Origin of the sequence: Stenotrophomonas sp. 57 (assembly GCF_030291075.1) — a bacterium.
Taxonomy (GTDB): Bacteria; Pseudomonadota; Gammaproteobacteria; order Xanthomonadales; family Xanthomonadaceae; genus Stenotrophomonas.
In genome coordinates this window covers 4,096,148-4,118,805 of sequence record NZ_CP127407.1, presented here as the reverse complement: position 1 = coordinate 4,118,805, position 22,658 = coordinate 4,096,148, and the positions used below count along the sequence as shown (strand labels likewise).

Below are 22,658 nucleotides of genomic sequence, written 5' to 3'. Positions count from 1 at the left end.
CACCCCAACTTCAGGCCCTGGGTCGCATGCGCTCGTGGATGAATGCTGTGAGCGCCATATCGGCCATCACCAGCCCTTCCATCACGCGGTCGCCCACGTACTGCTCGGGCTCACCGTTCTGTCGCGTGCGCTCGGCCGCCAGCAGGATCTCCTGCACGATGCGCTGGCCGGTTGCCGCGCAGTCGGCGTCGGACATCGCCATCCGTCGGCTGCGCAGCAGGTGGCGTTCGGGCCAGGGCTGGCCGTCGGCCGCAGCCCCGGCACTGATGGCGTGTAGGGTGGCAATGAGGCTGTTGGGGTCCAGCGCGGGCGCGGGTGACGGCGCTTCCTGGATGGGGCGCGGGGGCGGGGAGTGCGGCGTGGTCATGGCAGGCTCCGTGCAAGCAGGCGGAAGCCGCCACCGATAAAGGTGGCGGACAGGGCGTGGCTCGAAAACCGGTTGCTAGACAAAGCCGGCGGGCACGAGGCCCCCACGCCCCGCCCGCCATAGCCGGCAGACGGATTGCCAGCCGGCACCACGCGCGGTGGTGCCGGCTGGCAAGCGCAAACTTACGTCTAGCAATCCGGGTTTTCGAGTCCCGACCACCGATGCACGGTGGCGCAGTAACGATTACCTGCCGTTGTACGGAATGCCAAGGGGTAGGGGTCAATGCCGCCAAAACCCGAGACGTTTTCGGCATTGTCGCATAGCGCGAAAAGGGGCGAGAGCCTTGGCGGGCTAGGCGTACAGGCACTTCTGGAACGGAGTCGTCAAATTCTTCCGCCAGAGACGCCAAGCGCGGCAAATGCGACAGCATTGGTTCGACGGCAATGTGTGATCCCCCATGTGATGGAACAAGAAGACGCCGCAAGCTTGCTCGGAAGCGAGCCAGTGCGGCGCCCAGTTCTGGGCCGAGGTGGAGCGCTGCAGATCAAGCCGCTTAGAATCGGTGATGCAAGGCAGGCTTGGGAGTAGCAATGCAACCTTTCAGTTCGGCCGTTGTCACCTACTGGGATGGGCTCTTCCGCTACGGCATCCCCGTGCCGACGGCAAGCGGCTTCAGTCTGGTGATAAACCCCCACCTCACCACCGAGCGTCGGGCAATGGTCTTGGTGACCCCCAATGGCACCATGCGTGCCGCAGTGTCTCCCTGCATTGCCTCCACTATGGGAATCACCTCGGACAGTCCTGCGATCACACTGCAATGGCTACGCGAGGCGCTCCACGCAGCAGGCGTCGAGATGCATGCGCCAGATGTCATATACCACGTGCCAGGCACCGGACTTTCTGAAACGCAGGGCAACGCCTCGGCTGAGGTACGCCAGTTGAGGCCTGAAGATGCTGTGCTGTTCGATGGATTCATGGCACAGATATCTCAGAGCGACCAGGACGATGCGTCCGTGGAAGCCGGGCACTGGGCGGCATTTGGCGCATTCGCGGAGTCGGAACTATTGGCTGTCTCCAGCCTTTACCCATGGGGCGGCGCGTCCATTGCCGATATGGGCGTGCTGACCATGCCCCGAGCACGCGGCAAGGGTCTCGCGGCGTCTTTGGTGCGCGCGATGATCGAGTATGCCAGCAAGTGCGGATATGAAGCCCAGTACCGCTGTCAGTTCGACAACGTGGCGTCGAACAGGCTTGCGGCATCTCTCGGGCTGGGTTCGTACGGAAAGTGGGAGGTGGCGTGCTCGCCCTAGAATTGCTGGCGTCTTGACGTGAGGTCATGCGATGGAACCGCTGTGACACCGGCTAGAGGGTTTAAACGACTTCCTGCCTATTGAACCTACCGGGTGCCGCGCGCAATCTGACTACCGCTGTAGTCATTCAAGACCATCCTGCCCGCAGCAGCAAGGTTCTGCAGCGTTCGAATGGATTCCACCCACTGGCTCAGGCCAATACAAGGATCACTGCACGTGCAACGCCGCAGCCGACTGCTTCTCTGCGCGGGTCTGATCCCGCTTCCGTGGTTCCTGTTCTGGACCAGCGTTGCCGCCGTGTTCGCGCCGGGCTACAACCCGCTCGCACAGCACGCCAGTGAACTGCTGCAGGCGCCCACGCTCGCAAGCATCTGCGCCAGGATCGCCGCCATCGGCTCCGGTGTGGGGTTCGTGGTGTTCTCCGTTGGGGTGTGGCGCGAGTCCGGGCGTCGTATTGCATTGGGTGCCATCTGCTGGATGATCTTTGGCGTCTCGATGCTGACCAACGGACTCTGGCCCATGGGGCATCCGATGCACGGCTTCTACACCATCGGTATCGCCAACATCATCGCGCCGGCGATGTCGCACATCGAGTTGAGCGCGTGGTCTGCCAACCGAAGGGCGTACGCCGTGACCGCTCTGGTGAGCATCGCGAGCGTCGTCTATCTATGGTTGAACGTGGTGGGCGCGGACCCGGAGGGCTACAGAGGGCTGACTCAGCGCGTGTTCTCGTCCATCAACTCGCTCTGGCCATTCCTGGTTGCGCTGTATTTGCTGCGCAGGGGGTCAAGCGCGCTGAAGGTGCAGCCCGCGCGTTGATGGGGGCCCGCGACAGGAACATAGAGGACCGATCAAGGACTTCTCGATTTTCCGGCCTCAGCTCAAGATGATCTTCTCGAGATTCATGCCAGGGTGCTGACTGTTCAAGCCGTGGGCGCTCTTCAACTATCTGTTCCTTGATGCTGGCACCTCGGGTGGCAAGAGGGAAAAGGTCGTGCGCGCCTTCTGCTATAAGTAGCGCAACCGCGCCCAGAGGGCCTTTGGGAAGATTATGAACTCATGGAGTTGTACTGGCGCTTGTTCACCAATTGCACATCGCAGCAGGCGGCTCTCAAGGTCGCGGCGCGGACGTTTGAGCAAGCAGGTCTTGAGGTCAGCAATCTCCACGCCGAGCCGTATCACAAGGGCGGCTTCATGGTGAGTGCCCGCTCCCATCATGCCGCGCAATCGTGGCATGAATTTGTGGTTCTTGCCCTGGCTTCGGCTCAGTGCATTGGCCGCGGATGGTTCCTGAGTGGCTCAATTGCAGAAGAGTTGGATGCTTGGTCCAATCATTCCTTGGTTTCCGGTGTTTCGTCTATCCATATCCAGGCGGAAAGGCGGGAGTGACGAATCGCTGGAGAAGATGCCGAGTTCTGGCATGAAGCAGCCCCATAGACCGAGGCTGCTAGCCGGTAATCATCTTGCAGTGGCGCGGCAAGTGTCGAGCTTGAGAATCGCGGATTCAGCTGGCCTGACGGGCTCATACTCTCGCGCCGGTGTTCCGCGATCTGGAACGCTCCTGCTCTTGTGATTACTGTCCGCTCCTGGCCGAAAGCGGACGCAACCGGTGCCGCAGAACCCTACCAATGATGCTAGCGTCCGCTCTCGACCCTGAGCGGGCACCCGACGGAACGTACACTCGGCACATTGCCGGACCCGGTTATACATCGGCTTGTTAGCCGGACCCAGTCGCCCTAAGATCGAGTCGCATCAAGGGAGTAGCCGCCGCTGGGCCTCTGCTGCTGGCCGCGCAAGGCACTGGGTCTGGGGGGCTTAGGGCCGTGGGCTGTGCGCCCGGGTGGCATGCGCTGACCGTTCCCGCCGCCCGTGGCAATGGCCTGGCGGCCCCCTATTGTGGGGCCAGTCCTTTGAGCTTGGCGTACATGAAGACCCCCACCAGTAAGACCACGCCCACCTGTACCGCCTTGGCAATCCAGCGGTTTCGCTCTCGTCGTGTCAGTCGGCCGCAGCCGTCGCACTGCGTATCGCGCTTGAGCTGCAGGTAGCCGCAGTGGTCGCAGGCAATGGTTCGATAGCGGGGCATGGTCCGGCTTCGGGATGATGGGCTTACAGCCTCGCGCTGAGCGGTCTCACAGGTTGAGACAAATACTCGTACATTAGGAGCCACAGCCGCTCCAAATGAGAGGGATATCAATGGGACTGTATGACCAAAGGGGATACCTTTTCTCCGATATTGACCTGCGCGCAACTATGGAGCACCAGCGAAGTGTCTTGCAGGCGGAAGTCGATTCGCTGGAGCAGAACCGCCTACTGAACACGTCAGAGCAGGACCTGATCGACTACTTCGTCGAAAAGTACACAGTTGAGCCGCCCATTTTGCTTCGTGATGACATGACCGCAGATCAGCGCGAAACGAAAGTTGATGCGCGTCACCATGGACATCGCTGGATAAGTGACACAAGCCGCCCCTTCTACATTCCAGGCCAGCAGATAGATATCGAGATTCCGTTCACTGGGGAAGCGAATTTATTCAAAGCCCAGGCCAGCACATTCTCCAGTGCACCCCCGCAAGGCCGAGTGTCGAACCAAACGCTGATCCTTTCCTATCAGATTCCCCACGATATGGATCGGGATATAAAGCCGCAGCTGGAGCGCCAGCTCCAAGAGATCGAGAAGCACCTCGAATGGATTAGAAACGATCTAAGAGGCTACAATAACTCGATCGCCGGCGTTGCAGAAACCGCGATAAGAAAACGAAGAGAACGACTTCTTGCCAATCAAGGTCGCGTTGCGGCGCTCGGGATTCCTTTAAAAGTACGTGGGGAAGCTCCCAAGACATATGCTGCGCCTGCTATTCGCAAGAAAGTAGCCCCAGTACTTCCCAAGGCCTCCACAGCACCCTTCGAACCAGAACCCACCATGAGCATGGAGCACTACGAACACGTGCTAACAGTGGTCCATAACATGACTCAAATGATGGAGCGCAGTCCATCGACATTCGCAACAATGGGCGAGGAGGTCCTTCGCGATCACTACCTCGTGCAGCTCAACGGCCAGTTCGAAGGGCAAGCTACGGGCGAGACATTTAATGCCGCTGGCAAAACAGATATTTTGCTCCGCATTGAAGGAAAGAATGCCTTCATTGGCGAATGCAAGTTCTGGAAAGGAGCGAAGGCCTACGGCGAGACCATTGACCAACTGCTTAGCTATCAATCTTGGCGAGACACAAAGACCGCAATCCTTGTCTTCAGTCGCAACCGCGACACATCCAAGGTTCTTGAGGAGATAAAGAAGGCGACGGAAAGGCACCCCCACTACAAGCGCACTATCTCTTGGAAAAAAGAATCAGGCTTCCGGTTTGTTATGCACCACCCTTCAGACGCCAATCGAGAACTAATCATGACTGTTCTCGTATTCGACATTCCTGATAACACTACCGACGACCCACCAAAGAAAGATAGCCCCGCGAAGAAGAAGCGCTACCCCCTTTCAAGCCCACATGATGACAGCCATGCGAAACAATGATGACCCATCCACCAAAGAGACAGCCTTTAGCTGCCCCCATTGTGGGCGCTGACAACGCAGCATTGGTGCAGCCTTTTCATGGGGGTTTATAATCAATCCAAGCAATGGCCCGTTCTTCTACTTTATCGGCTTGCTGCTGCAGTTTGGAGCAACCTGTCTATGCCACGTCCTGGCATAAAGTGTCTGGTCTAACCGTCCTGTTGGGGTCTGACAGATAACTAAATGTGGCTTCGCCAGCCGACTCAGCTCAAGTGTTGCCGTCCGCTTCTGGCCGAAATATGACATCATCGATGCCTGCGCGCGGGAATATATTCCGATAAGGAAAACTGGATTCCAATGGCAGCATTCGATCATTCCTTGGTAACTCTCAGATTCTTCGGGGATGACCTCAATCCAGCCGCGATCACTGCCTTGCTTGGCGCGAGCCCAACCGCCGCGCATCACAAGGGCCAGCAGCTCACAGGCAACCAACCCGGCGCCGTGCGTACCGCCAGGACCGGAAACTGGCGACTCAGCGCGCTCCGGCGTGAGCCTGAAGATCTGGAAGCGCAGATCTTCGAGATCCTCGATCAGCTCACCGGCGATCTCGCTGCATGGAAGTCTCTGGCACCGTTCCGGCCGAACCTGTTCTGCGGCCTTTTCATGGGCAGCGGCAATGACGGTGTCTCGCTTTCGCCGCGCGCGATGCTCGCGCTGGGGCAGCGCGGCATCGAGCTCGGGCTGGACATCTACGATGCCGTTGAAGAAGAGTCCGCCGCTCCGCGCGCAGCGCCCATCAGTTGATGATCTCCCCACTGCCCGAAGCAACAAACGCCTTCAACTGCCGAACGAACTCCGCGTCGTAGAGCTCCCACTCCGTAATCTCCCCCACCACCCGTAACGGTTGCGCACTGCGATACGACCGCGTCGGGTTGCCGGGAAACTTCTTGTTGGTCACATTCGGGTCGTCTTCAAACGGACCGGTCGGCTCCACCACATACACGCGCGGCCGCCCGTCACCCCGGGCCATCTCCGCAGCCAACCCGGCGCCCTTGGCGATGCTGGTGAAGTAGATGTGGTTCATCACCACGCTGTCGCGATAGTTGGACCTGAAGCCCGCGCTCAGCAGTTCGCCCACCGCCAGATCGGCGCGGGTGCCGTGATAGAACGGCCCGGCGACCTGGCTGCAGGTGTCATGCGTAACGGGTGTCCATTCGGTGTCCTGTGCCATCGGCACTGCCCCTGACTGTGCTGCCGGATCGACAGGCCGGCGAGTCTAGGACGCCGCACGGGCCTTGCGGCAAGGCCCCATCCGCGAAATACTCTGTAAGTGGGAGGCGCCGTGCGCCTCCTTTTTTCATTCTGCGGCGCTGCGGCCTTCCAGCTCGCGTACGGCCTTTTCCAGCGCGTCCAGCCCCGCGGCCACCAGTGATGAGGTTCGTGCCACAGAGCGGAGTGCTTACGGCACGGAGGCGGTTGTTGCGAAAGGCCTTGGGATCAACATCAGCAAGAGTGAACAGGCCAAGGGGGTGGAGGGTTCTGTTGCAAACTGGGAAGCACGTCAGCCCAAGACCGAGAAGGACAAATGACTATGAAATCAGCGTCATTAGTGCCCATGCTGGGCTTGCTGCTATCTGCATGTGCCAGTGGGGGGGCGACAACCGTAAACGACGATCCTCATGATGAAGTGCTGTGTGCCATCGCTAAGAATCCCGGCGAATATGATCGGGAAGAGGTCGTGTTGTCAGCTCGATATGTAACGGATAACCGCCACGAAGAGGTTCTGCGCAACTCCCGCTGCAGCGATGGCGCACGTATCCTCGATATCGGCAAGCATGGGGCCGCCAGTTCGGTCGCACGTTTTTACGCTGAACAGAAGCGCATATGCCTGGAGCGTAACAGTCCTGGCCTGTGCAATATCTCTGCCAGCGTGCAGGTGTCCGGGCGGATTCGGCTGACGCAGGATCGTGCCGTGTTCGATCTCGAGGACGTGAGGCACTTCGCGTTTGACGATGAGCGGTAGTCTGCTTTTCGCCTCGCCGTCTGGCGAAAGTGGCGTCAACTCAATCTGATGTCGAGCGCCCTTCCAGCTCGCGTACGGCCTTTTCCAGCGCGTCCAGCTTTTCGCGGGTCTTCAGCAGCACGGCGCGCTGCACTTCGAACTCCTCGCGGGTAACCAGGTCGAGCTTGGCCAGGCCGGCCTGCAGCGCGCTCTTGAAGGTGGCCTGCAGTTCCTCGCGCGATTCGCGCAGGCCCGGCGGCACCATGTCGCTGAGGCGACGCGCCAGGTCATCGATTTGGTTCAGGTCGATCATGGTGTGCTCCGTGAGGGTGGGCCCGTGCATCCTGCGCGGGCAGGGCGTTCAGGCATAAGGATACTGCTGGCCCCATGGCTGCGAACAGGCGGCAGGGGTTTCGCACGGGCCGCGTTCAGGCGCTATCCTCCACGCCGGAATACAGGAGATCGACGATGAAGATGGTCATGGCGGTGATCAAGCCGTTCAAGCTCGACGACGTGCGCGAAGCGCTGGCCGAGCGCGGGGTTACCGGGATTACGGTGACGGAAGTGAAGGGCTTTGGTCGCCAGAAGGGCCATACCGAGCTGTACCGCGGCGCGGAGTACGTGGTCGATTTCCTGCCGAAGGTGAAGCTGGAAGTGGCGGTGACCGACGACCAGGTGGAGGCCGTGGTCGAGGCCATCGTGAAGGCGGCCGGCACCGGCAAGATCGGCGATGGCAAGGTGTTCGTGTACGACCTGGGCAGCGTGGTGCGTATTCGTACCGGTGAGTTGGACGCGGACGCGTTGTAACCCGTTCGGCAGCATGTTGTAGAGCCGAGCCTATGCTCGGCTGCATTTCGCGCGATGCAAGAACAGCAGCCGAGCGTGGGCTCGGCTCTACAAAGAGCGGTAAAGCGGTCGAGCGAGCTCGACCCCTACCGGCGCTTCGCCCACTTGTAGAACCGCTTCCAGCCCTGCCGCACCGCAGCCACCCAACCCGGGTCGGCCACCAGCGCGGCCTGCGCGGCACTCGGAGCCTGGCCGGTCACGCGCTGGCGGATCTTCAGCAGGTTCTTCATGTCGCTGCGGCGCATCTGCCGGCTCAGCGGGTTGCGGCGCAGCCAGCGCGGGGCGCGCCAGGCCGAGGTGAAGTCCAGCAGCACCGGCACGCCGCCGCTCACCACCACATTGGTGCCGTGCAGGTCGTTGTGGGTGATGCCGGCGGCATGCAGGCGGCTGAGCGCGTGCTGCAGCTGCTCGAACACGTCATTGCCCACCGCCTGCGCGGTGCTGAGGGTCTGGCCGGGAATGAATTCCATGCCCAGCGCCAGGCCACCCAGGGTGCCGAGCAGGGCCGGGGCGTGCTTCCAGCCGCCCAGGCGCTGCAGCATGCGCGCTTCGCGGCGCACCATCAGCCGGGCGACGGGCGACAGCGGGGTGCCGCGATAACGGGAGTAGTCCTTGATGACCGCCTCGCGCCCGTCCAGGCAGGTGCGGTAGACATCGGGGGCCAGGAAACGTTCGCCGCGCTTGAGCAGCAGCGGCGTTGCGGCGTCATCGCCGCAGGAGGAGGGGGGCGTAGCAGGGAGGTACATATCAGGGTCTCGGGCGACCCGGTGGGCGGCGCTGAGCGTCAAGCGAACCGGTAGTGCAGGGGAAGTACTAATGTTTTGTTAATTTTAGTACTCACCAGTTCGCTATTCCACGATTTGTCGGAGAAATGTCGGGGTCGTGGCTGGAACAGTTCGTCACGCTCAATCGGACAATTCTGTCTCACTTATGGGGGCGGCCATTTGAAATCAATCAGTTACAGCTTCCAATCGCCCATTCATTGGCAGCGCGCTGAACGTCGTGCACGCTCGACTTGACCCCGGCGCACGGCCTGCCGACCATAAGCTGTTAACCCGCGACATCGGCGGCCGCCCCTCTCCGGCACGTCCCCGTCCCCTGCCGCGTTCCCCACCGGTGCTGGCCGCCTGGCCGTGCATCGCCCCCGTTTCCCGATCCGGCCGCGGCTGGAGGAAAGTGCTTTGACTATCAAGATCGTACTGGCAGTGCTGTTCGTGGCCTGCGTGCTGTACATCCACTTCCGTGGCAAGGTCCGCGCGCGCTGGTCGCGCCAGCTGCTGGACCACTCCAGTTTCATGGCCCCGATCAACGTGGTCATGTACATGTTCTCGAAGGTGCCGACCACGCCGTTCCTGGACCCGGGCAAGGAGTTCCCGCAGCTGGAACCGCTGCGCCAGAACTGGCAGATGATCCGCGACGAGGCGCTGGCGCTGCGCGATGCGCAGAAGATCGCCGCCTCCAGCAGCTTCAACGATGCGGGCTTCAACTCGTTCTTCCGCCGTGGCTGGAAGCGCTTCTACCTGAAGTGGTACGGCCCGTCGCACCCGTCGGCGAAGACGCTGTGCCCGAAGACCGTGGCGCTGATCGAGTCGATTCCGGACGTGCGTGCGGCGATGTTCGCGCAGCTGCCGCCGGGCAGTGAGCTGCGCCCGCACCGCGACCCGTTCGCCGGTTCGCTGCGCCTGCACCTGGGCCTGACCACGCCCAACAATGATGGCTGCTACATCGAAGTGGACGGCATCAAGAAGAGCTGGCGCGATGGCGAGTGGATGATGTTCGACGAGACCTACATCCACCATGCGCACAACGAGACGCAGGAGGATCGCGTGATCCTGTTCTGCGACATCGCCCGTCCGCTGCGCTTCGGCCTGCCGGGCCTGTTCAACCGTGCGGTGGCGGCCACGCTGCTGGCCGGAGGTGCCTCGCCGAACCTGCCGGGTGACCCGACCGGTGGCGTCAACAAGGCGTTCGGTGGCCTGTACAAGGTGCGGCTGAAGGCCAAGGCGCTGCGCGAGCGCAGCGTGGTGGCCTATCAGGTCATCAAGTGGGGCCTGGTGGTGGCGGTGATTGCCGGTATCTGGGCGCTGTAACTGTAGAGCCGAGCCCATGCTCGGCTTGATTTATCGCAACCTGTCCGAAGAGCAGCCGAGCGTGGGCTCGGCTCTACAGAAGGCAAGAGCCCGCGCTGCTGCCAGCGCGGGTTCTTGTTTTTGGGCCCTGCGCGTTCTGTTGTAGAGCCGAGCCCATGCTCGGCTGCATTTCGCGCAGAAGCAGCCGAGCATGGGCTCGGCTCTACAGGATCAGCCCTTCAGCGCCGCCTGCACGAACGGCGGGGTCACCAGCACGCCGGTGTGCAGCGCGGCGGTGTAGTACAGGGTGTTGAAGGTCTTGGCGGCCGAGTCGGCCTGGCGGAAGTCGAAGCTGCTGTCGCCCTTGCGCGCCATGGTCACGCTCCACCAGCCGGTGGGGTAGCACGGCTGCGGGAACGGCAGGGTCTTGAACGAACCGAAGCCGGCCTTGCCCATCTCGGTGCGCATTTCGTTGATCAGCTCCAGCTGCATCAGCGGCGACTCGGACTGCTGCACCAGGATGCCGTCGTCCTTCAGGGCCTTGAAGCAGCTCTCGTAGAAGGCCTTGTTGAACAGGCCTTCACCCGGGCCGACCGGGTCGGTCGAATCGACGATCACCACGTCCACGCTGCCGGCCGGGCAGTTGGCCATGTAGGCCACGCCGTCGTCGAACAGCAGCTCGGCGCGGGCGTCGTCGTTGGAATCGCACAGTTCCGGGAAGTGCTTGCGCGCCATCACCGTCACCTGCTCGTCGATATCGCACTGGGTCACGCTCTCCACGCCCTTGTGCTTGAGCACTTCGCGCAGGGTGCCGCAGTCGCCGCCACCGATGATCACCACGCGCTTGGGCGCGGCGTGGGTGAACAGCACCGGGTGGCTGATCATCTCGTGGTAGAAGAAGTTGTCCTTGCTGGTCAGCATGATGGCCCCGTCGATGGTCATCAGGTTGCCCCAGTCGGTGGTCTGGAAGATCTCGATCTTCTGGAACGGCGACTGCACCTCGTCCAGCTTGCCGGTGATGCGGTAGCCGATGGCCGAGCCGGTGCGCTCGAAGTGTTCGATGTACCAGTTGTTGCTGTCAGTCATGGAAGTACGGTCCTGTTCGGAGGGAAGTGAAGCCGGGCTGGCGGCGCGGTGCCGCGTGGCGCAAGCCACATCCGGACGGATCGGCCTGTTCAGGTCCGGCAGGAGCCGGGGTCACGGGCGCGGGCGCGCATGATAACGAACCTGTGGGCATATAGGCGTTATCATGCCCCCCCTTTTATTGCCAACAAGGCCGACTGAAATGACCGATTGGTCCCTCGACCAAGCCCGCAAGACCTACTCGATCCCGCATTGGGCGGATGGTTACTTCGACGTGGATCAGGCCGGGCACATGGTGGTGAGACCGACCGGGGCGGACGGCCCGGTGGTGTCGCTGCCCAAGGTGGTGGACGCCGCGCGTGCTGCCGGCGCCAAGCTGCCGCTGCTGGTGCGCTTCCCGGACATCCTCGGCCAGCGCCTGGGCAAGCTGCAGGCGGCCTTCGCCCAGGCCCAGCAGGACTGGGACTATGCCGGCGGCTATACCGCCGTGTACCCGATCAAGGTCAACCAGCACCGCGGCGTGGCCGGCACTCTGGCCAGCCACCACGGTGAGGGCTTCGGCCTGGAAGCGGGCAGCAAGCCGGAACTGATGGCCGTGCTGGCGCTGTCGCGCCCGGGTGGCCTGATCGTCTGCAACGGTTACAAGGACCGCGAGTACATCCGCCTGGCCCTGATCGGTCGCAAGCTGGGCCTGCAGACCTTCATCGTCATCGAGAAGCCGTCCGAGCTGAAGCTGGTGCTGGAAGAGTCCAAGGCGCTGGACGTGAAGCCGGGCCTGGGCGTGCGCATGCGCCTGGCGTCGCTGGGCGCCGGCAAGTGGCAGAACAGCGGTGGCGACAAGGCCAAGTTCGGTCTGTCGCCGCGCCAGCTGCTGGACCTGTGGAAGTCGCTGCGCGATACCGAGTACGCCGACTGCCTGAACCTGCTGCACTTCCACATGGGCTCGCAGATCTCCAACGTGCGCGACATCGCCAACGGCATGCGCGAAGCCACCCGCTATTTCGTCGAGCTGTCACAGCTGGGCGCGAAGATCACCCACGTCGACGTGGGTGGCGGCCTGGGCGTGGACTACGAAGGCACCCGTTCGCGCAGCTTCTGCTCGATCAACTACGGCCTGAATTCGTATGCCAGCAACATCGTGCAGCCGCTGGCCAACGCCTGCGAAGAGCACGGCCTGACTCCGCCGCGCATCGTGACCGAGTGCGGCCGCGCGATGACCGCGCACCATGCGGTGCTGATCGCCAATGTCTCCGAAGTGGAGCAGGCGCAGGAAGGCCGCGTGCCGGACCAGCACGACGACGAGCCGGCGGCGATCCGCCACCTGCGCGAGATCCATGAGGAACTGGACGTGCGCCCGGCGGTGGAACTGTTCCAGGAAGCGCAGCACTTCCACGCCGAAGGTCTGGCCAGCTACGCGCTGGGCCAGATCGACCTGCCGCAGCGTGCGCGCATCGACGACCTGTTCTACGCCATCGCCCACGGCGTGCGTGCGCGCCTGAGCTACGACGAAAAGAGCCATCGCCCGGCGCTGGACGAATTGAACGAGCGCCTGGTCGACAAGTACTTCGTCAACTTCAGCGTGTTCGAATCGATTCCCGATGCGTGGGCGATCGACCAGGTGTTCCCGATCGTGCCGATCGAGCGCCTGAACGAAACGCCGGACCGCCGCGGCATCATCGCCGACATGACCTGCGATTCGGACGGCATGGTGAAGACCTACGTCGAGAACGAAAGCCTGGATACCTCACTGCCGCTGCACGCGATCAAGCACGGTGAAAGCTACCGCATCGGTTTCTTCATGGTGGGTGCCTACCAGGAGATCCTGGGCGACATCCACAACCTGTTCGGCGATACCGACGCGGTGGAAGTGGTGGCCGATGCCGATGGCTACGCGATTACCCAGCAGCGCCGTGGTGATACCACCGACGTGATGCTGGACTACGTGGGTTACAAGCTGGACGACCTGCGTGCGGCCTACGCCCAGCGCGTGGCGGCGGCCGAGCTGTCGCCGGAACGTGCGCAGGAACTGTCCGAAGCGCTGGAAGCGGGCCTGACCGGCTACACGTACCTGTCCGACGAACCGCTGGTCTGATGATTACGGGAACGCCGGGCATGTCGTGGCGCTACCGGTGACCATGAGCGCCCGCGCGATCTTCCACCTGTTCCTGCATGCCGCCGTGCCAGCCTTGCTGGCATGGCTGTTCTGGCGCAAGCGTTTCGCCTCGGCGTGGTTGCTGATGCTGCTGGGCTGGATCATCGATCTGGACCATCTTCTGGCCGACCCGATCTATGCGCCGAACCGCTGCAGCATCGGTTTCCATCCGCTGCACACCGCACCGGCCATCGCCGTGTATGCGGGCCTGTGCGTGCCGAAGAAGACGCGGTTGTTCGGCATCGGTTTGATCATCCACATCGTGCTGGACGCGATTGATTGCTGGTGGATGCATCACCGTTGATGGCCGAAGGCGGTAGAGTCGACTGTTAGTCGACTGCTCTTGGCTGCGGCGCTGGGAAATTCCGCGCTACGCGCGAAAGTCGACTAACAATCGACTCTACCCGCCTGGCCTTCCAGCGCCAACGAGTCATCCCACCGGCAACCATACCGTCGCACGCAACCCTGGCTGCGCATTCTCCAACGCCAACCGCCCGCCGTAGCTGGCGGCGATATCGCCCACAATCGCCAGGCCCAATCCACTGCTGCCCTCGCGCTCATCCAGACGCACGCCGCGCTGTGTGACCCGTTCCAGCGCATCTGCAGCCAGGCCAGGGCCGTCGTCGCGGACTTCGATTCGCAACTGGCCTTCGTCGGCTTGTGCGCTGACGTGGACCTGCTGTTGCGCCCATCGTCCTGCGTTGTCCAACAGGTTGCCCAGCATCTCTTCCAGATCCGCACTGGCACCGGCGAACTGCAACGCTGGATCGATACCTGCGGCCGTGAACGCAATGCCGCGTTCGCCATGCACGCGTGCCATCAACCGGCATAGCGCTTGCGCGACAGTCGCAACGTCGCTGCGCTGGCGATGGTCTGCGGCCAACCCTGCCGCCAGGTAACGGTCAACACTGGCCTGCATGCGGGCGCTCTGCTCGCGCACGGTGGTCCGCCAGTCCGCGCCGTCGCCGTCAGCCTCGGTGGCCAGCACGCTCAATGGGGTTTTCAATGCATGCGCCAGGTCCTGTGCACTGGTGCGCGCGCGCGCGACCATGCGTTGCTGGTGCTCCAGCAGCGCGTTGAGTTCTTCGCCCAGTGGTGCGACCTCTGCCCCCAGTCCCTGCGTGTCGATGCGTTGCGCGTCGCCGCGCCGCACCCGTTCCAGCTGTGCACCGAGGCGATGCAACGGGCGCAGCCCGAAGTGCACCTGGCTGGCCAGCACTGCCAGCCATGCCGCAACCAGCACGCCCAGGGCGATGGCGGTACGCTGCCGGAACGCGGCAACATCGGCATCCAGCGCGCTGCGGTCGGTGGCGACCACGGCCACGAACGGTTCACTGGCACGTGGCAGGCGCACCTGCTGCACACGTGCGCGCAAGGATTGCTGCAGCGGCCCGGTCAGGTTGCGCGTGGCCGGGCCAGTGGCGGTGGCGGGAAGCGTTTCATCCCACAACGAGCGTGACTGCAGCAGCACGCTGCCGTCGGCACCGGCGATCTGCCAGTACGCACCAGAGAACACCCGCTGGAAGCGCGCATCGTTCGGTTCCTGGCGCAGCTGCAACTGGTTGTCAGGGGTGACCTCCATCTGCGCGACCAGGGTCAGCATGTCCTGCTGCAGTTCGTGGTCCAGCCGATCACGCGCGCTGCGCTTGAACAGTTCACCCAGCAGTGCACTGGCCAGCAGCGAGACCAGCAGCAGTCCGACGCCGCCGGCCAGCAGCAGCCGCCGCCGCAGCGAGGGCTGCCGCGTCACGGCGCCGCCAGCCGCCAGCCCTGGCCGCGCACGGTCTGGATCAGCTCGGTGCCGAGCTTGCGGCGCACGCGCCCGAGCAGCACATCCAGCGCGTTGGAGTCGGGATCCAACCCGCCCTCGAACACCTGCTCACCCAGGCGATCACGGCCGATCACCTGGCCGCTGTGGTGGATGAAGTAACTGAGCAGGCGGAACTCCTGCGGGCTCAGCGCCAGCGGCTGTCCTTCCAGTTCGAAGCGGCCAGCGTTGACGTCCAGCTGCAGCGGGCCGCAGTGCAGGCGCGGGCTGGCGTGGCCATGGCTGCGGCGGATCAGGGCGCGCAGGCGCAGCACCAGTTCGTCGGCCTGGAACGGTTTGGTCAGGTAGTCGTCGGCACCAGCATCGAAGCCGGCCAGCTTGTCGTGCCAGCGCCCACGCGCGGTCAGCACCAGCACCGGGAAGGTGCGGCCGTTGCCGCGCCAGCGCTCGATCACGCTCAGTCCGTCCAGGCCGGGCAGACCCAGGTCAACGATGGCCGCCTGCAGGTCGTCGATCTGGCCGATTTCCTCGGCCTGGCGGCCATCGGCAACCACATGCACCACGTAGCCGGCCTGCTCCAGCAGGGGCATCAGGCGCTGCGCCAGCGCGGCATCATCTTCGGCCAACAGGATGCGCATCAGTCGTCCAGCTCCGTCTTCAGCAGCTTTCCGCTGCGCGCATCATAGTCCAGCTCGACCACCACGCCGTCAGCGCGCAGGATCTCCACTTCGTAGACGCCGTCGTCCAGCTCCACTTCCAGCAGCTGCCCCGGGTAGCGTTTGAGCGCGTCGCGCACCACGCTTTCCAGCGGCACGTAACGGCCCTGCTGGACGGCACGGCGCGCGACCTGCTGCGCCGGATCCTGTACGGGCGCAGCGGCGGTCGGGGCGTTGGCCAAGGCCAGCAGCAGAGGCAGGGTGGCGAGCATCGCGAGCGTGTGGGGGGAAGGGGGACCAGGCGTGAGTGTGCAGCGGCCGACTAACAGCGGGCTAACAGCGCCGGCTAAGGGGTTGTTAACCACCCCGTGCATCGTGGCGTTGCCGGGATGGTCCGGCAATGAACACGAACAGGAGAACCCCCATGTTGAAGTCGCTTACCCTCGCCACCGTCGCTGCCTTGGCCATCGTACCGGCCGCTCAGGCTGCACCGCTGGGCATGGCCCAGGTTGAACAGACGCTGCGCAAGGCTGGCTACACCCAGATCCACGAGATCGAGCGTGACGACAGCCTGTGGGAAGCGGACGTGAGCCGCGCCGATGGACGCTTCAGCGAGGTCTATGTGGACCCGAAGACCGGCGAGATCTTCGACGAACACAATGGCCGTGCGCTGCTGGGCACCGAGCAGGTGCTGGCACGGGCACAGGCACATGGCCTGCGCGAGATCCATTCGTTGGAACGTGATGGTGCGACCTGGTCGCTGGAAGCGCGCAATGCCCGCAACCAGAAGGTGGAGGTGCGCCTGAGCGGTTATGACGGCCGCATCCTGCACAGCGAGCGCGATGGCTGGCTGGATTGACGTAGGCCCATGTAGAGCCGAGCCCATGCTCGGCTTTGCGGCCAACCGTAGCCGAGCATGGGCTCGGCTCTACGGGAACTGGCTTACCAGCCAAACGGCGGCGGGTAGTCCCAGTAGCCCGGGCCACGGCCGTAGTAGCCGCCATACGGACCGAAGAAGCCCGGGCCCTTGCCCTCGCTCACGTGGATGTTGACGTTGACCCCGTGGGTCTTGCCCTCATCGGTGGTGTAGTTCTTGCTCAGGTTCAGCGTGGCGGCGTTGTAGTGGCTGTTGCCGCCATTCTTGGAATAGCCGATGCCGGTGGTGAAGCTGCCGGACACCTTGACCTTGTCGTCGGTCACGTCGGCGATCTTCGCGTCGTCGTGCACACGCGGGCCGCTCTTGTCGCCGTAGTACGTGCCCGGCGGGTCCTGCTGCAGGGCGGGGTCGTTGAGGTAGCGCATCGGCGCCTGCGGCAGCGACAGGTCCAGGCCGGCCGCCTGCGGCGCGGTAGCACCGGCAGCGGACTGGGCCAGTACGGTTCCCGGCAGGGCCAGGCACAGCAGCAGGGTCAGGGGGCGGATCATGACAGCGCTCCAGCGGACAGGTGGCCGCGCAACACGCGGCGGTACAGGCCGACGCTAGCAGGGGCTGCTTGAATGATGCCTGTCGGTGCCGGATTGGGGTAGAGCCAGGCCATGCCTGGCTGCAGGTTACAGCCGCCCGAACCCGAACAGCTCTGCCAATGGGTGCCTGCGCCGCTCGATCCCGGCCCGCAGCAGCTGCGCGCCGATCATCGAATAGGTGATGCCGTTGCCGCCGTAGGCCATGGCGAAGTGCACCCGTGGGCCCCATTGTTCGTGCGGGCCGAAAAACGGCAGGCCGTCGGCAGTTTCGGCGAAGGTACCGCCCCAGGAGAACGCCGGCACCGGCCCCAGCCGTGGAAACCAGTGCTGCAGCTGCTTCATCAGCTGATCGGCCTTGCGCTGCACGCGCCGGTCGCGGCGGGCCGGAATGTCGATGGCATCGTCCAGTCCACCCACCAGCAGGCGCCGGTCGCCGGTGGCGCGCAGATACAGGTATGGGCGTGCGCTCTCCCAGACCATCGTGTTGCGCAGCCGGCCCAGCACGTCCGCATCGATGGGGTCGGTGATGAAGGCATAGCTGCTGCGGTTGCGGGCGACGCGTTGATCGAGCCAGCGCTGGTTGGCATAGCCCATGGCCAGCACGACGTGGCGTGCGCGGACCGTGGCACCGGCTTCGGTACGGGCGGTCACCCCGCGCGCGGTGGCATCGAGGCTGTGCAGTACGGTGCGGTCATGCACGTGGCCGCCGCGCCGGCGCACGCGCTGCAGCAGCGCATAGGTCAGCCGATACGGATCGACCCGGGCCGCCTGCCGGGTCAGCAGGGCGCCGCCGGCCTCAACGTCGAAGCGTTCCCGCAGTGCCTCCGGGCCCAGCCAGCGGGCATCCAGGCCGATGCCGCGGCGGGCATCGCCCTCGGCCATCAGGCGCGGCACGTCGCGATGGCGGCTGGCCAGGTACAGGCTGTCCATCCGCTGGAAATCCACGTCCTTCAGGCCGCGCGCCACCTCGCCCAGTGCCGGGATTGCCTCGGCACAGGCAAGGTAGGCCCGTGCGGCGGCGTCATGGCCGTAACGCTGTGCCAGTTCCAGCAGATGGGTATCGATCTCGTACTGCAGCAGCGCGGTGCTGGCGGCGGTACTGCCCCAGCCGATGTCGCGCTGCTCGATGACCGCCACTTCGTGGCCGTGGGCGGACAGTTCATCGGCGATGAGCGCACCGGTGATGCCACCCCCAACCACCAGCACGTCGCTGTGCAGGTCCATTTCCAGCGGTGGGAAGGCGTGGATCAGGCCGTTGCGCACCGCCCACCACGGGTAGCCACTCTTCAGGTCCATGCGCAGCTGCTCAGGCGGTCGGGTGGCCGGTATGCGGGGTCTGGATCAGTTCGGACAGATCGAAGCCCTGCAGGCGCGCGGCCGCCAGATAATGGTCCTGCACGGTGGCGTCCAGGCGCGGTTCGCGCGCCAGCAGCCACAGGTACTTGCGATCCGGACTGCCGACCAGCGCGACGCTGTAGTCCGGAGCGACCTGGATCACCCAGTAGTCGCCCTTGGCGAACGGCAGCCAGCGCAGGCCCTTGGGCAGGAAACTGACCTCCAGGCGCGCGCTGTCGTTGTCGACGGCACAGGCCTCGCCGGTGGCTTCCTCGACCTCGCCGTCCATGCGGCAGCGGTTGGTGACGCCGACGTTGCCGTTGTCGAGCAGGGTGTAGTGCGCCGACACGTCGGTGCAGCCCTCTGGCTCGTGGCGCATCGGCAGGCGTGCGATCTCGTACCAGGTGCCCAGGTAGCGGGGCAGCTTGAGGTCGGCAACGGTCTTCAGCGGCGGGTGCTCGGTCATCGGCGGTCGTGGCAGGGGTGGGCCTCCACGATGCCGATGGCCTTGCCATGGGCGGGTGAAGCCGGGGCGATGGCCGTGTCCAGAACGTTCCGTCGCCGCTGCGGCGTGCCCGTTGTCACCGGTGCGGCGGTATCCTGCAGCCAGCGCCGTGTTTTCCTGATCCAACCGAAGTGGAGGTGCCGATGTACCAGGTGATCCTGTTGAAGAGTGAATCCGCGTTCGCACGCGAGCAGTGGCCGCAGGTCGACGACCTGGTGGACTACGAGGGCGTCAGTTACAGCCTGCGTGCCGGCCCGCGCCAGCCGTTGCCGACCGACCACGACTGGCACCCGGTGGCGGTGTATGCGCCCGATGAGATCACCGAGGAAGAGTTCCAGGACTGGTACGCGCTGCAGCAGCCCACGGTGGAAGAGCTGCGGTTGAAGTACTGATTTCGCCGGGGTGGCGTGCGGGCGCGCGGAAACGTGGGCTGGGTGAACTGACCGGGCGAATCGACGGGAAAACCGGCGGGACAAACCGGCGGGGAAAACCGACTGGGTAGAGTCGACTGTTAGTCGACTGCTCTTCGCTGGACGCTGTGCAAAGCCCGCGCTGCGCGCGATAGTGGACTGACAGTCGACTCTACCCAGTCGATTCGCCCGGCCACGATCACCCCGCCGCAATCGCCAGACCGTCATCGCCCAGTGGTGACCACCAGCGCCATCACCCCGCCGAAGCCCCATCCACGCGGGTGCAGTCCTCCGCGCCACGCATCCGGCCTTTACCGCCTGTGCCGTATAGTCGCGCGCAGGCGCGGTGGTCCGCGCGAAACGGTGTGGCTGGCGTGTCTTCTTTCCTGCGATCGATCCGTGCACGGGGGCCTTGGCTGGCCCTGCTGCTGTGCACTGCCTTCCTGCTGTCCGCACCGGTGCTGGCACAGGATGAGGACCCCACGCCGAAGCAGCAGCTGGCGGATATCGATGCGAAGCTGAAGGAAGTCGACCGCAAGCGTGGTGATGCCGCGGCCATCGAAACATTGGCCATGCTGTCCGAGGATGCTTCGAAGGCCCGGCGTGACGCCGAGGCGGTGGAGAAGTCGCTGCAGCCGCAGCTGGACCGCCTCGACGAACAGCTGGCGCAGCTGGGCACGCCCGCCGAGGGCGCCACCGAGCCGCCCGAACTGGCGGCGCAACGGCGCACCCTCAACAAGCAGCGCGATGGACTGGCCGCATCGGTGGCGCAGGCCAAGACCAGTGCGGTGCGTGCGCAGCAGCTGGCGACCGACATCGACCAGCAACGCGCCGCGCAACGTACCGAAGAGCTGGGGCAGAAGGTGGCCTCGCCGCTGTCGCCTGCGCTGTGGAGCAAGGTGGCCGAGCGCCTGCCGATCGATGTCGCGCGCGTCGCGCCGCTGGCCGAGCAGGGGCGTGACACGCTGGTCGCCGGCATCCGCGCCAATGGCTGGGGCACGCCGCTGCTCGGCCTGGTGGCCGCGCTGGTGATGATGTTCCCGCTGCGGCTGTGGTTGCGCCGCCTGGGGCGGCAGTTCGCCGCCTCCGACCGCGCGCCTGATGGCCGCCTGCGCCGGTCTGGGCTGGCCATGTGGCTGCTGCTGGTGGGCACGTTGCTGCCCGGCTATGCCGTAGTGGTGCTGATGGCGGCGCTGGATGCCGTTGATGCCATTGCGCCGCGCCTGCAGGTGGTGGCCGACGGGTTGGAAACCGCGACGTTCCGCGCCGCGTTCATCGCCGCACTCAGCGCCTGCCTGCTGGTGCCCAAGCGCCCGTCGTGGCGATTGTTGAACCTGGACGACACCGCCGCACTCAAGTTGCGCAAGTACGCCTGGGGCGCGGCGGCGCTGGCCTGGCTGAGCACGGTGCTGGTCGCCCTCGATCAGGCCACGCGCACCAGCGACGTCACCACGGTGGCGCTGGATGGACTGATTGCCCTGACCTACCTCGGCCTGATCATGGCCATGCTGGTGACCCTGGCGCGCCTGCACCGTCGGCAGACCGCCGAAGCCGAAGCCAAGCTGGAGGCGCAGGCCGATGGGGTCGGCGCAAGTACGCCGATTCGCCGCAGCAGCTGGCTGGTACTGGCCCGGGTAGCGGGCAACATCGCCGTGGTGGCAGCCATCATCGCCACGTTGCTGGGCTACCTGAATTTCGCCAAGTTCGTGAACCAGCAGTTGATTGGCGGCAGCATAGTGGTGCTGGCGGCGACCCTGCTGTTCAAGTTTTTCGATGACTTCAGCACGTGGATGCTCAATGCCGACAGCAAGGTCGGCCAGACCATCCTGCTCAGCACCGGCCTGAGCGTATCGCGCCTGGAGCAGGCCGGTGTGCTGCTGTCGGCGATGCTGCGCACGCTGGTCGTGCTGATCGCACTGCTGGCCCTGGTGGCGCCGTTCGGCAACATCGGTGCAGTGGTCGAACGCTTCTCCTCGCTGCTTACCACCGGCATCCCGTTGGGCGGTACCACGCTGAAGCCGATGCGGATCGTGCTGGCGGTGGCCGTGCTGCTGGCCGGCCTGGCGGTGACCCAGCTGGTGCAGCGCTGGTTGACCGACACCTACCTGCCGAAGACCGAGCTGGACCTGGGCGCGCGCAATTCGGTCAGTACCGTCGCCCGCTACCTGGGCATCATCATCGCGGTGATCTGGGCGCTGACGGCGATGGGCCTGGAACTGACCAAGCTCGCGCTGCTGGTCAGTGCATTGTCGGTCGGTATCGGCTTCGGCCTGCAGGTGATCACCCAGAACTTCGTGTCCGGCCTGATCCTGCTGGCCGAGCGCCCGGTGAAGATCGGCGACTGGGTGAAGCTGGGCGACCAGGAGGGTGACATCCGCCGCATCAGCCTGCGCTCGACCGAGATCCAGGTGGGTGACAAGTCGACCCTGATCGTGCCCAACTCCGAGCTGGTCACCAAGACCGTACGCAACATGACAATGGGCAACAACCAGGGCCGCATCCAGATCCAGTTCGCGGTGCCGCCCAGTACCGACGTCGGCAACCTGCGGCAGGCGCTGCTGGATGCGTATACCGCGCACACCAACGTGCTGAAGCAGCCGGCACCAGCGGTCTACATCGACAGCATTGCCGGTGGCCAGATCACCATCAACAGCTTCGCGTACGTGGCCAGCCCGCGGCAGGTCTATGCCACCCGCAGCGATCTGTACTTCAGCCTGCTGCAGATCCTGGCGGAGCGGAACATCCCGCTCTCGACCCCGACCGACATCCACATCACCCGCGATTCGCAGGAGTAGGGGTGTTCTGCAGGGCTGCGCCCTGCACCCGCCGAAGCAACGGCAACCGCGAGAGCAACAGCGTGCATTCCGTGGTTGGGCGGGGCGGTGCCGAAGTGCGGGGACGCCGCAAGTACGTCCCTGTAGGCTTGGCAGCCGCATCCATGCGGCTGACACCCCACACTCCGGCACCGCCCCGCCTTCGACAGATTTCCGCGATCTGTTGGAATTGCTTTTGGGATCAGATCCGTTTTCCGGAGGAAAACGGATCTGATCCCATTTTGATTTTCGATATCTGACAGATTGTGTCGACCAAGGTCGACACCTACCGACAGCCGCAGGAATCTGTCAGAGGTGGGGCGGTGTCGGAGTGCGGGGTGTCAGCCGCATGGATGCGGCTGCCAAGCCTC

At 64.3% G+C, this 22,658-nt stretch carries 25 protein-coding genes; 13 read left to right on the top strand and 12 right to left on the bottom strand.

The window, feature by feature from the left end; genetic code table 11:
• Positions 1-10: 10 nt before the first annotated feature.
• Positions 11-367 carry a hypothetical protein gene (locus QP512_RS18965; RefSeq protein ID WP_286070234.1) on the bottom strand — a complete coding sequence of 119 codons (357 nt, stop codon included), beginning with the start codon at positions 365-367 and terminating at the stop codon, positions 11-13.
• Between the two features lie 590 nt (positions 368-957).
• Here QP512_RS18965 and QP512_RS18960 point away from each other — a divergent pair.
• The 3 genes from QP512_RS18960 to QP512_RS18950 all read left to right on the top strand — a co-directional run bounded on the left by QP512_RS18960 (position 958) and on the right by QP512_RS18950 (position 3,066).
• Positions 958-1,677 carry a GNAT family N-acetyltransferase gene (locus tag QP512_RS18960; RefSeq protein ID WP_286070233.1) on the top strand — a complete coding sequence of 240 codons (720 nt, stop codon included), beginning with the start codon at positions 958-960 and terminating at the stop codon, positions 1,675-1,677.
• Between the two features lie 216 nt (positions 1,678-1,893).
• The gene (locus QP512_RS18955; protein WP_286070232.1) at positions 1,894-2,496 is read left to right on the top strand and encodes a DUF998 domain-containing protein; all 603 of its coding nucleotides are present in this window, start codon (positions 1,894-1,896) and stop codon (positions 2,494-2,496) included.
• A gap of 240 nt (positions 2,497-2,736) precedes the next feature.
• Complete coding sequence (locus QP512_RS18950; RefSeq protein WP_286070231.1) at positions 2,737-3,066, top strand: hypothetical protein; 330 nt, start codon at positions 2,737-2,739, stop codon at positions 3,064-3,066.
• 502 nt (positions 3,067-3,568) lie between these two features.
• Here QP512_RS18950 and QP512_RS18945 read toward each other — a convergent pair.
• Positions 3,569-3,763: a hypothetical protein gene (locus tag QP512_RS18945; protein WP_286070230.1), complete on the bottom strand. Its 195-nt coding sequence runs from the start codon at positions 3,761-3,763 to the stop codon at positions 3,569-3,571.
• Positions 3,764-3,873: 110 nt separating this feature from the next.
• Here QP512_RS18945 and QP512_RS18940 point away from each other — a divergent pair, with 110 nt between their 5' ends.
• Both QP512_RS18940 and QP512_RS18935 read left to right on the top strand, forming a co-directional pair.
• A complete protein-coding gene (locus QP512_RS18940; RefSeq protein WP_286070229.1) occupies positions 3,874-5,205 on the top strand; it encodes a hypothetical protein in 1,332 nt (443 codons plus the stop codon).
• Between the two features lie 336 nt (positions 5,206-5,541).
• On the top strand, positions 5,542-5,988 hold the full coding sequence (locus QP512_RS18935) for a DUF4279 domain-containing protein (protein ID WP_286070228.1): 447 nt from the start codon (positions 5,542-5,544) through the stop codon (positions 5,986-5,988).
• On the opposite strand, the gene arr is transcribed toward QP512_RS18935, so the two are convergent.
• Positions 5,981-6,415: an NAD(+)--rifampin ADP-ribosyltransferase gene (arr, locus tag QP512_RS18930; RefSeq protein WP_286070227.1), complete on the bottom strand. Its 435-nt coding sequence runs from the start codon at positions 6,413-6,415 to the stop codon at positions 5,981-5,983. The two genes, QP512_RS18935 and arr, sit on opposite strands and share 8 nt — an antisense overlap.
• A gap of 384 nt (positions 6,416-6,799) precedes the next feature.
• Between arr and QP512_RS18925 the strand changes: the two genes are divergently transcribed.
• Positions 6,800-7,207, top strand: coding sequence for a hypothetical protein (locus tag QP512_RS18925; protein ID WP_286070226.1), 408 nt, complete (start codon positions 6,800-6,802; stop codon positions 7,205-7,207).
• Between the two features lie 40 nt (positions 7,208-7,247).
• Here the strand turns inward: QP512_RS18925 and QP512_RS18920 are convergent, their stop codons facing one another.
• Positions 7,248-7,499: an accessory factor UbiK family protein gene (locus QP512_RS18920; protein ID WP_286070225.1), complete on the bottom strand. Its 252-nt coding sequence runs from the start codon at positions 7,497-7,499 to the stop codon at positions 7,248-7,250.
• 155 nt (positions 7,500-7,654) lie between these two features.
• On the opposite strand from QP512_RS18920, the gene QP512_RS18915 reads away from it, so the two are divergent.
• Complete coding sequence (locus tag QP512_RS18915; RefSeq protein WP_005411374.1) at positions 7,655-7,993, top strand: P-II family nitrogen regulator; 339 nt, start codon at positions 7,655-7,657, stop codon at positions 7,991-7,993.
• Between the two features lie 125 nt (positions 7,994-8,118).
• Here QP512_RS18915 and QP512_RS18910 read toward each other — a convergent pair whose 3' ends face one another.
• Complete coding sequence (locus QP512_RS18910) at positions 8,119-8,778, bottom strand: RIO1 family regulatory kinase/ATPase (RefSeq protein WP_286070224.1); 660 nt, start codon at positions 8,776-8,778, stop codon at positions 8,119-8,121.
• Between the two features lie 435 nt (positions 8,779-9,213).
• Between QP512_RS18910 and QP512_RS18905 the strand changes: the two genes are divergently transcribed.
• Positions 9,214-10,122 (top strand): aspartyl/asparaginyl beta-hydroxylase domain-containing protein, encoded by a 909-nt coding sequence (locus QP512_RS18905; RefSeq protein WP_286070223.1) that lies wholly within the window; start codon positions 9,214-9,216, stop codon positions 10,120-10,122.
• A 210-nt stretch (positions 10,123-10,332) separates the two neighbouring features.
• Here QP512_RS18905 and speE read toward each other — a convergent pair whose 3' ends face one another.
• Positions 10,333-11,187: a polyamine aminopropyltransferase gene (speE, locus tag QP512_RS18900; RefSeq protein ID WP_103282140.1), complete on the bottom strand. Its 855-nt coding sequence runs from the start codon at positions 11,185-11,187 to the stop codon at positions 10,333-10,335.
• A gap of 199 nt (positions 11,188-11,386) precedes the next feature.
• Between speE and speA the strand changes: the two genes are divergently transcribed.
• Both speA and QP512_RS18890 read left to right on the top strand, forming a co-directional pair.
• On the top strand, positions 11,387-13,276 hold the full coding sequence (gene speA, locus QP512_RS18895) for an arginine decarboxylase (protein WP_286070222.1): 1,890 nt from the start codon (positions 11,387-11,389) through the stop codon (positions 13,274-13,276).
• 43 nt (positions 13,277-13,319) lie between these two features.
• Positions 13,320-13,640 (top strand): DUF6122 family protein, encoded by a 321-nt coding sequence (locus tag QP512_RS18890; RefSeq protein WP_005411369.1) that lies wholly within the window; start codon positions 13,320-13,322, stop codon positions 13,638-13,640.
• A gap of 126 nt (positions 13,641-13,766) precedes the next feature.
• Here QP512_RS18890 and QP512_RS18885 read toward each other — a convergent pair whose 3' ends face one another.
• From QP512_RS18885 to QP512_RS18875, 3 genes are read right to left on the bottom strand one after another with little or no spacing between them, the layout of a single operon-like run.
• Positions 13,767-15,086: a sensor histidine kinase gene (locus QP512_RS18885; RefSeq protein WP_286070221.1), complete on the bottom strand. Its 1,320-nt coding sequence runs from the start codon at positions 15,084-15,086 to the stop codon at positions 13,767-13,769.
• A complete protein-coding gene (locus QP512_RS18880; protein WP_286070220.1) occupies positions 15,083-15,742 on the bottom strand; it encodes a response regulator transcription factor in 660 nt (219 codons plus the stop codon). The genes QP512_RS18885 and QP512_RS18880 overlap by 4 nt, the downstream gene beginning before the upstream one ends.
• Positions 15,742-16,032, bottom strand: coding sequence for a PepSY domain-containing protein (locus tag QP512_RS18875; protein ID WP_286070219.1), 291 nt, complete (start codon positions 16,030-16,032; stop codon positions 15,742-15,744). Before QP512_RS18875 ends, QP512_RS18880 begins: the two co-directional genes overlap by 1 nt.
• A gap of 152 nt (positions 16,033-16,184) precedes the next feature.
• Here QP512_RS18875 and QP512_RS18870 point away from each other — a divergent pair, with 152 nt between their 5' ends.
• A complete protein-coding gene (locus QP512_RS18870) occupies positions 16,185-16,619 on the top strand; it encodes a PepSY domain-containing protein (RefSeq protein WP_286070218.1) in 435 nt (144 codons plus the stop codon).
• Between the two features lie 83 nt (positions 16,620-16,702).
• Here QP512_RS18870 and QP512_RS18865 read toward each other — a convergent pair whose 3' ends face one another.
• From QP512_RS18865 to QP512_RS18855, 3 genes are all read right to left on the bottom strand, one after another.
• Complete coding sequence (locus QP512_RS18865) at positions 16,703-17,185, bottom strand: hypothetical protein (protein WP_197595463.1); 483 nt, start codon at positions 17,183-17,185, stop codon at positions 16,703-16,705.
• A gap of 126 nt (positions 17,186-17,311) precedes the next feature.
• Positions 17,312-18,520, bottom strand: a complete 1,209-nt coding sequence (locus tag QP512_RS18860; RefSeq protein ID WP_286070217.1) for an FAD-dependent oxidoreductase — start codon at positions 18,518-18,520, stop codon at positions 17,312-17,314.
• Positions 18,521-18,530: 10 nt separating this feature from the next.
• Positions 18,531-19,025 (bottom strand): lipocalin family protein, encoded by a 495-nt coding sequence (locus QP512_RS18855; protein WP_286070216.1) that lies wholly within the window; start codon positions 19,023-19,025, stop codon positions 18,531-18,533.
• A 182-nt stretch (positions 19,026-19,207) separates the two neighbouring features.
• Here QP512_RS18855 and QP512_RS18850 point away from each other — a divergent pair, with 182 nt between their 5' ends.
• Together QP512_RS18850 and QP512_RS18845 are read left to right on the top strand one after the other, a co-directional pair.
• Entirely contained in the window at positions 19,208-19,456 is a 249-nt protein-coding gene (locus QP512_RS18850) for a hypothetical protein (protein WP_006474562.1), read from the top strand.
• 383 nt (positions 19,457-19,839) lie between these two features.
• The gene (locus QP512_RS18845) at positions 19,840-22,269 is read left to right on the top strand and encodes a DUF3772 domain-containing protein (RefSeq protein WP_286070215.1); all 2,430 of its coding nucleotides are present in this window, start codon (positions 19,840-19,842) and stop codon (positions 22,267-22,269) included.
• Positions 22,270-22,658 lie beyond the last annotated feature (389 nt).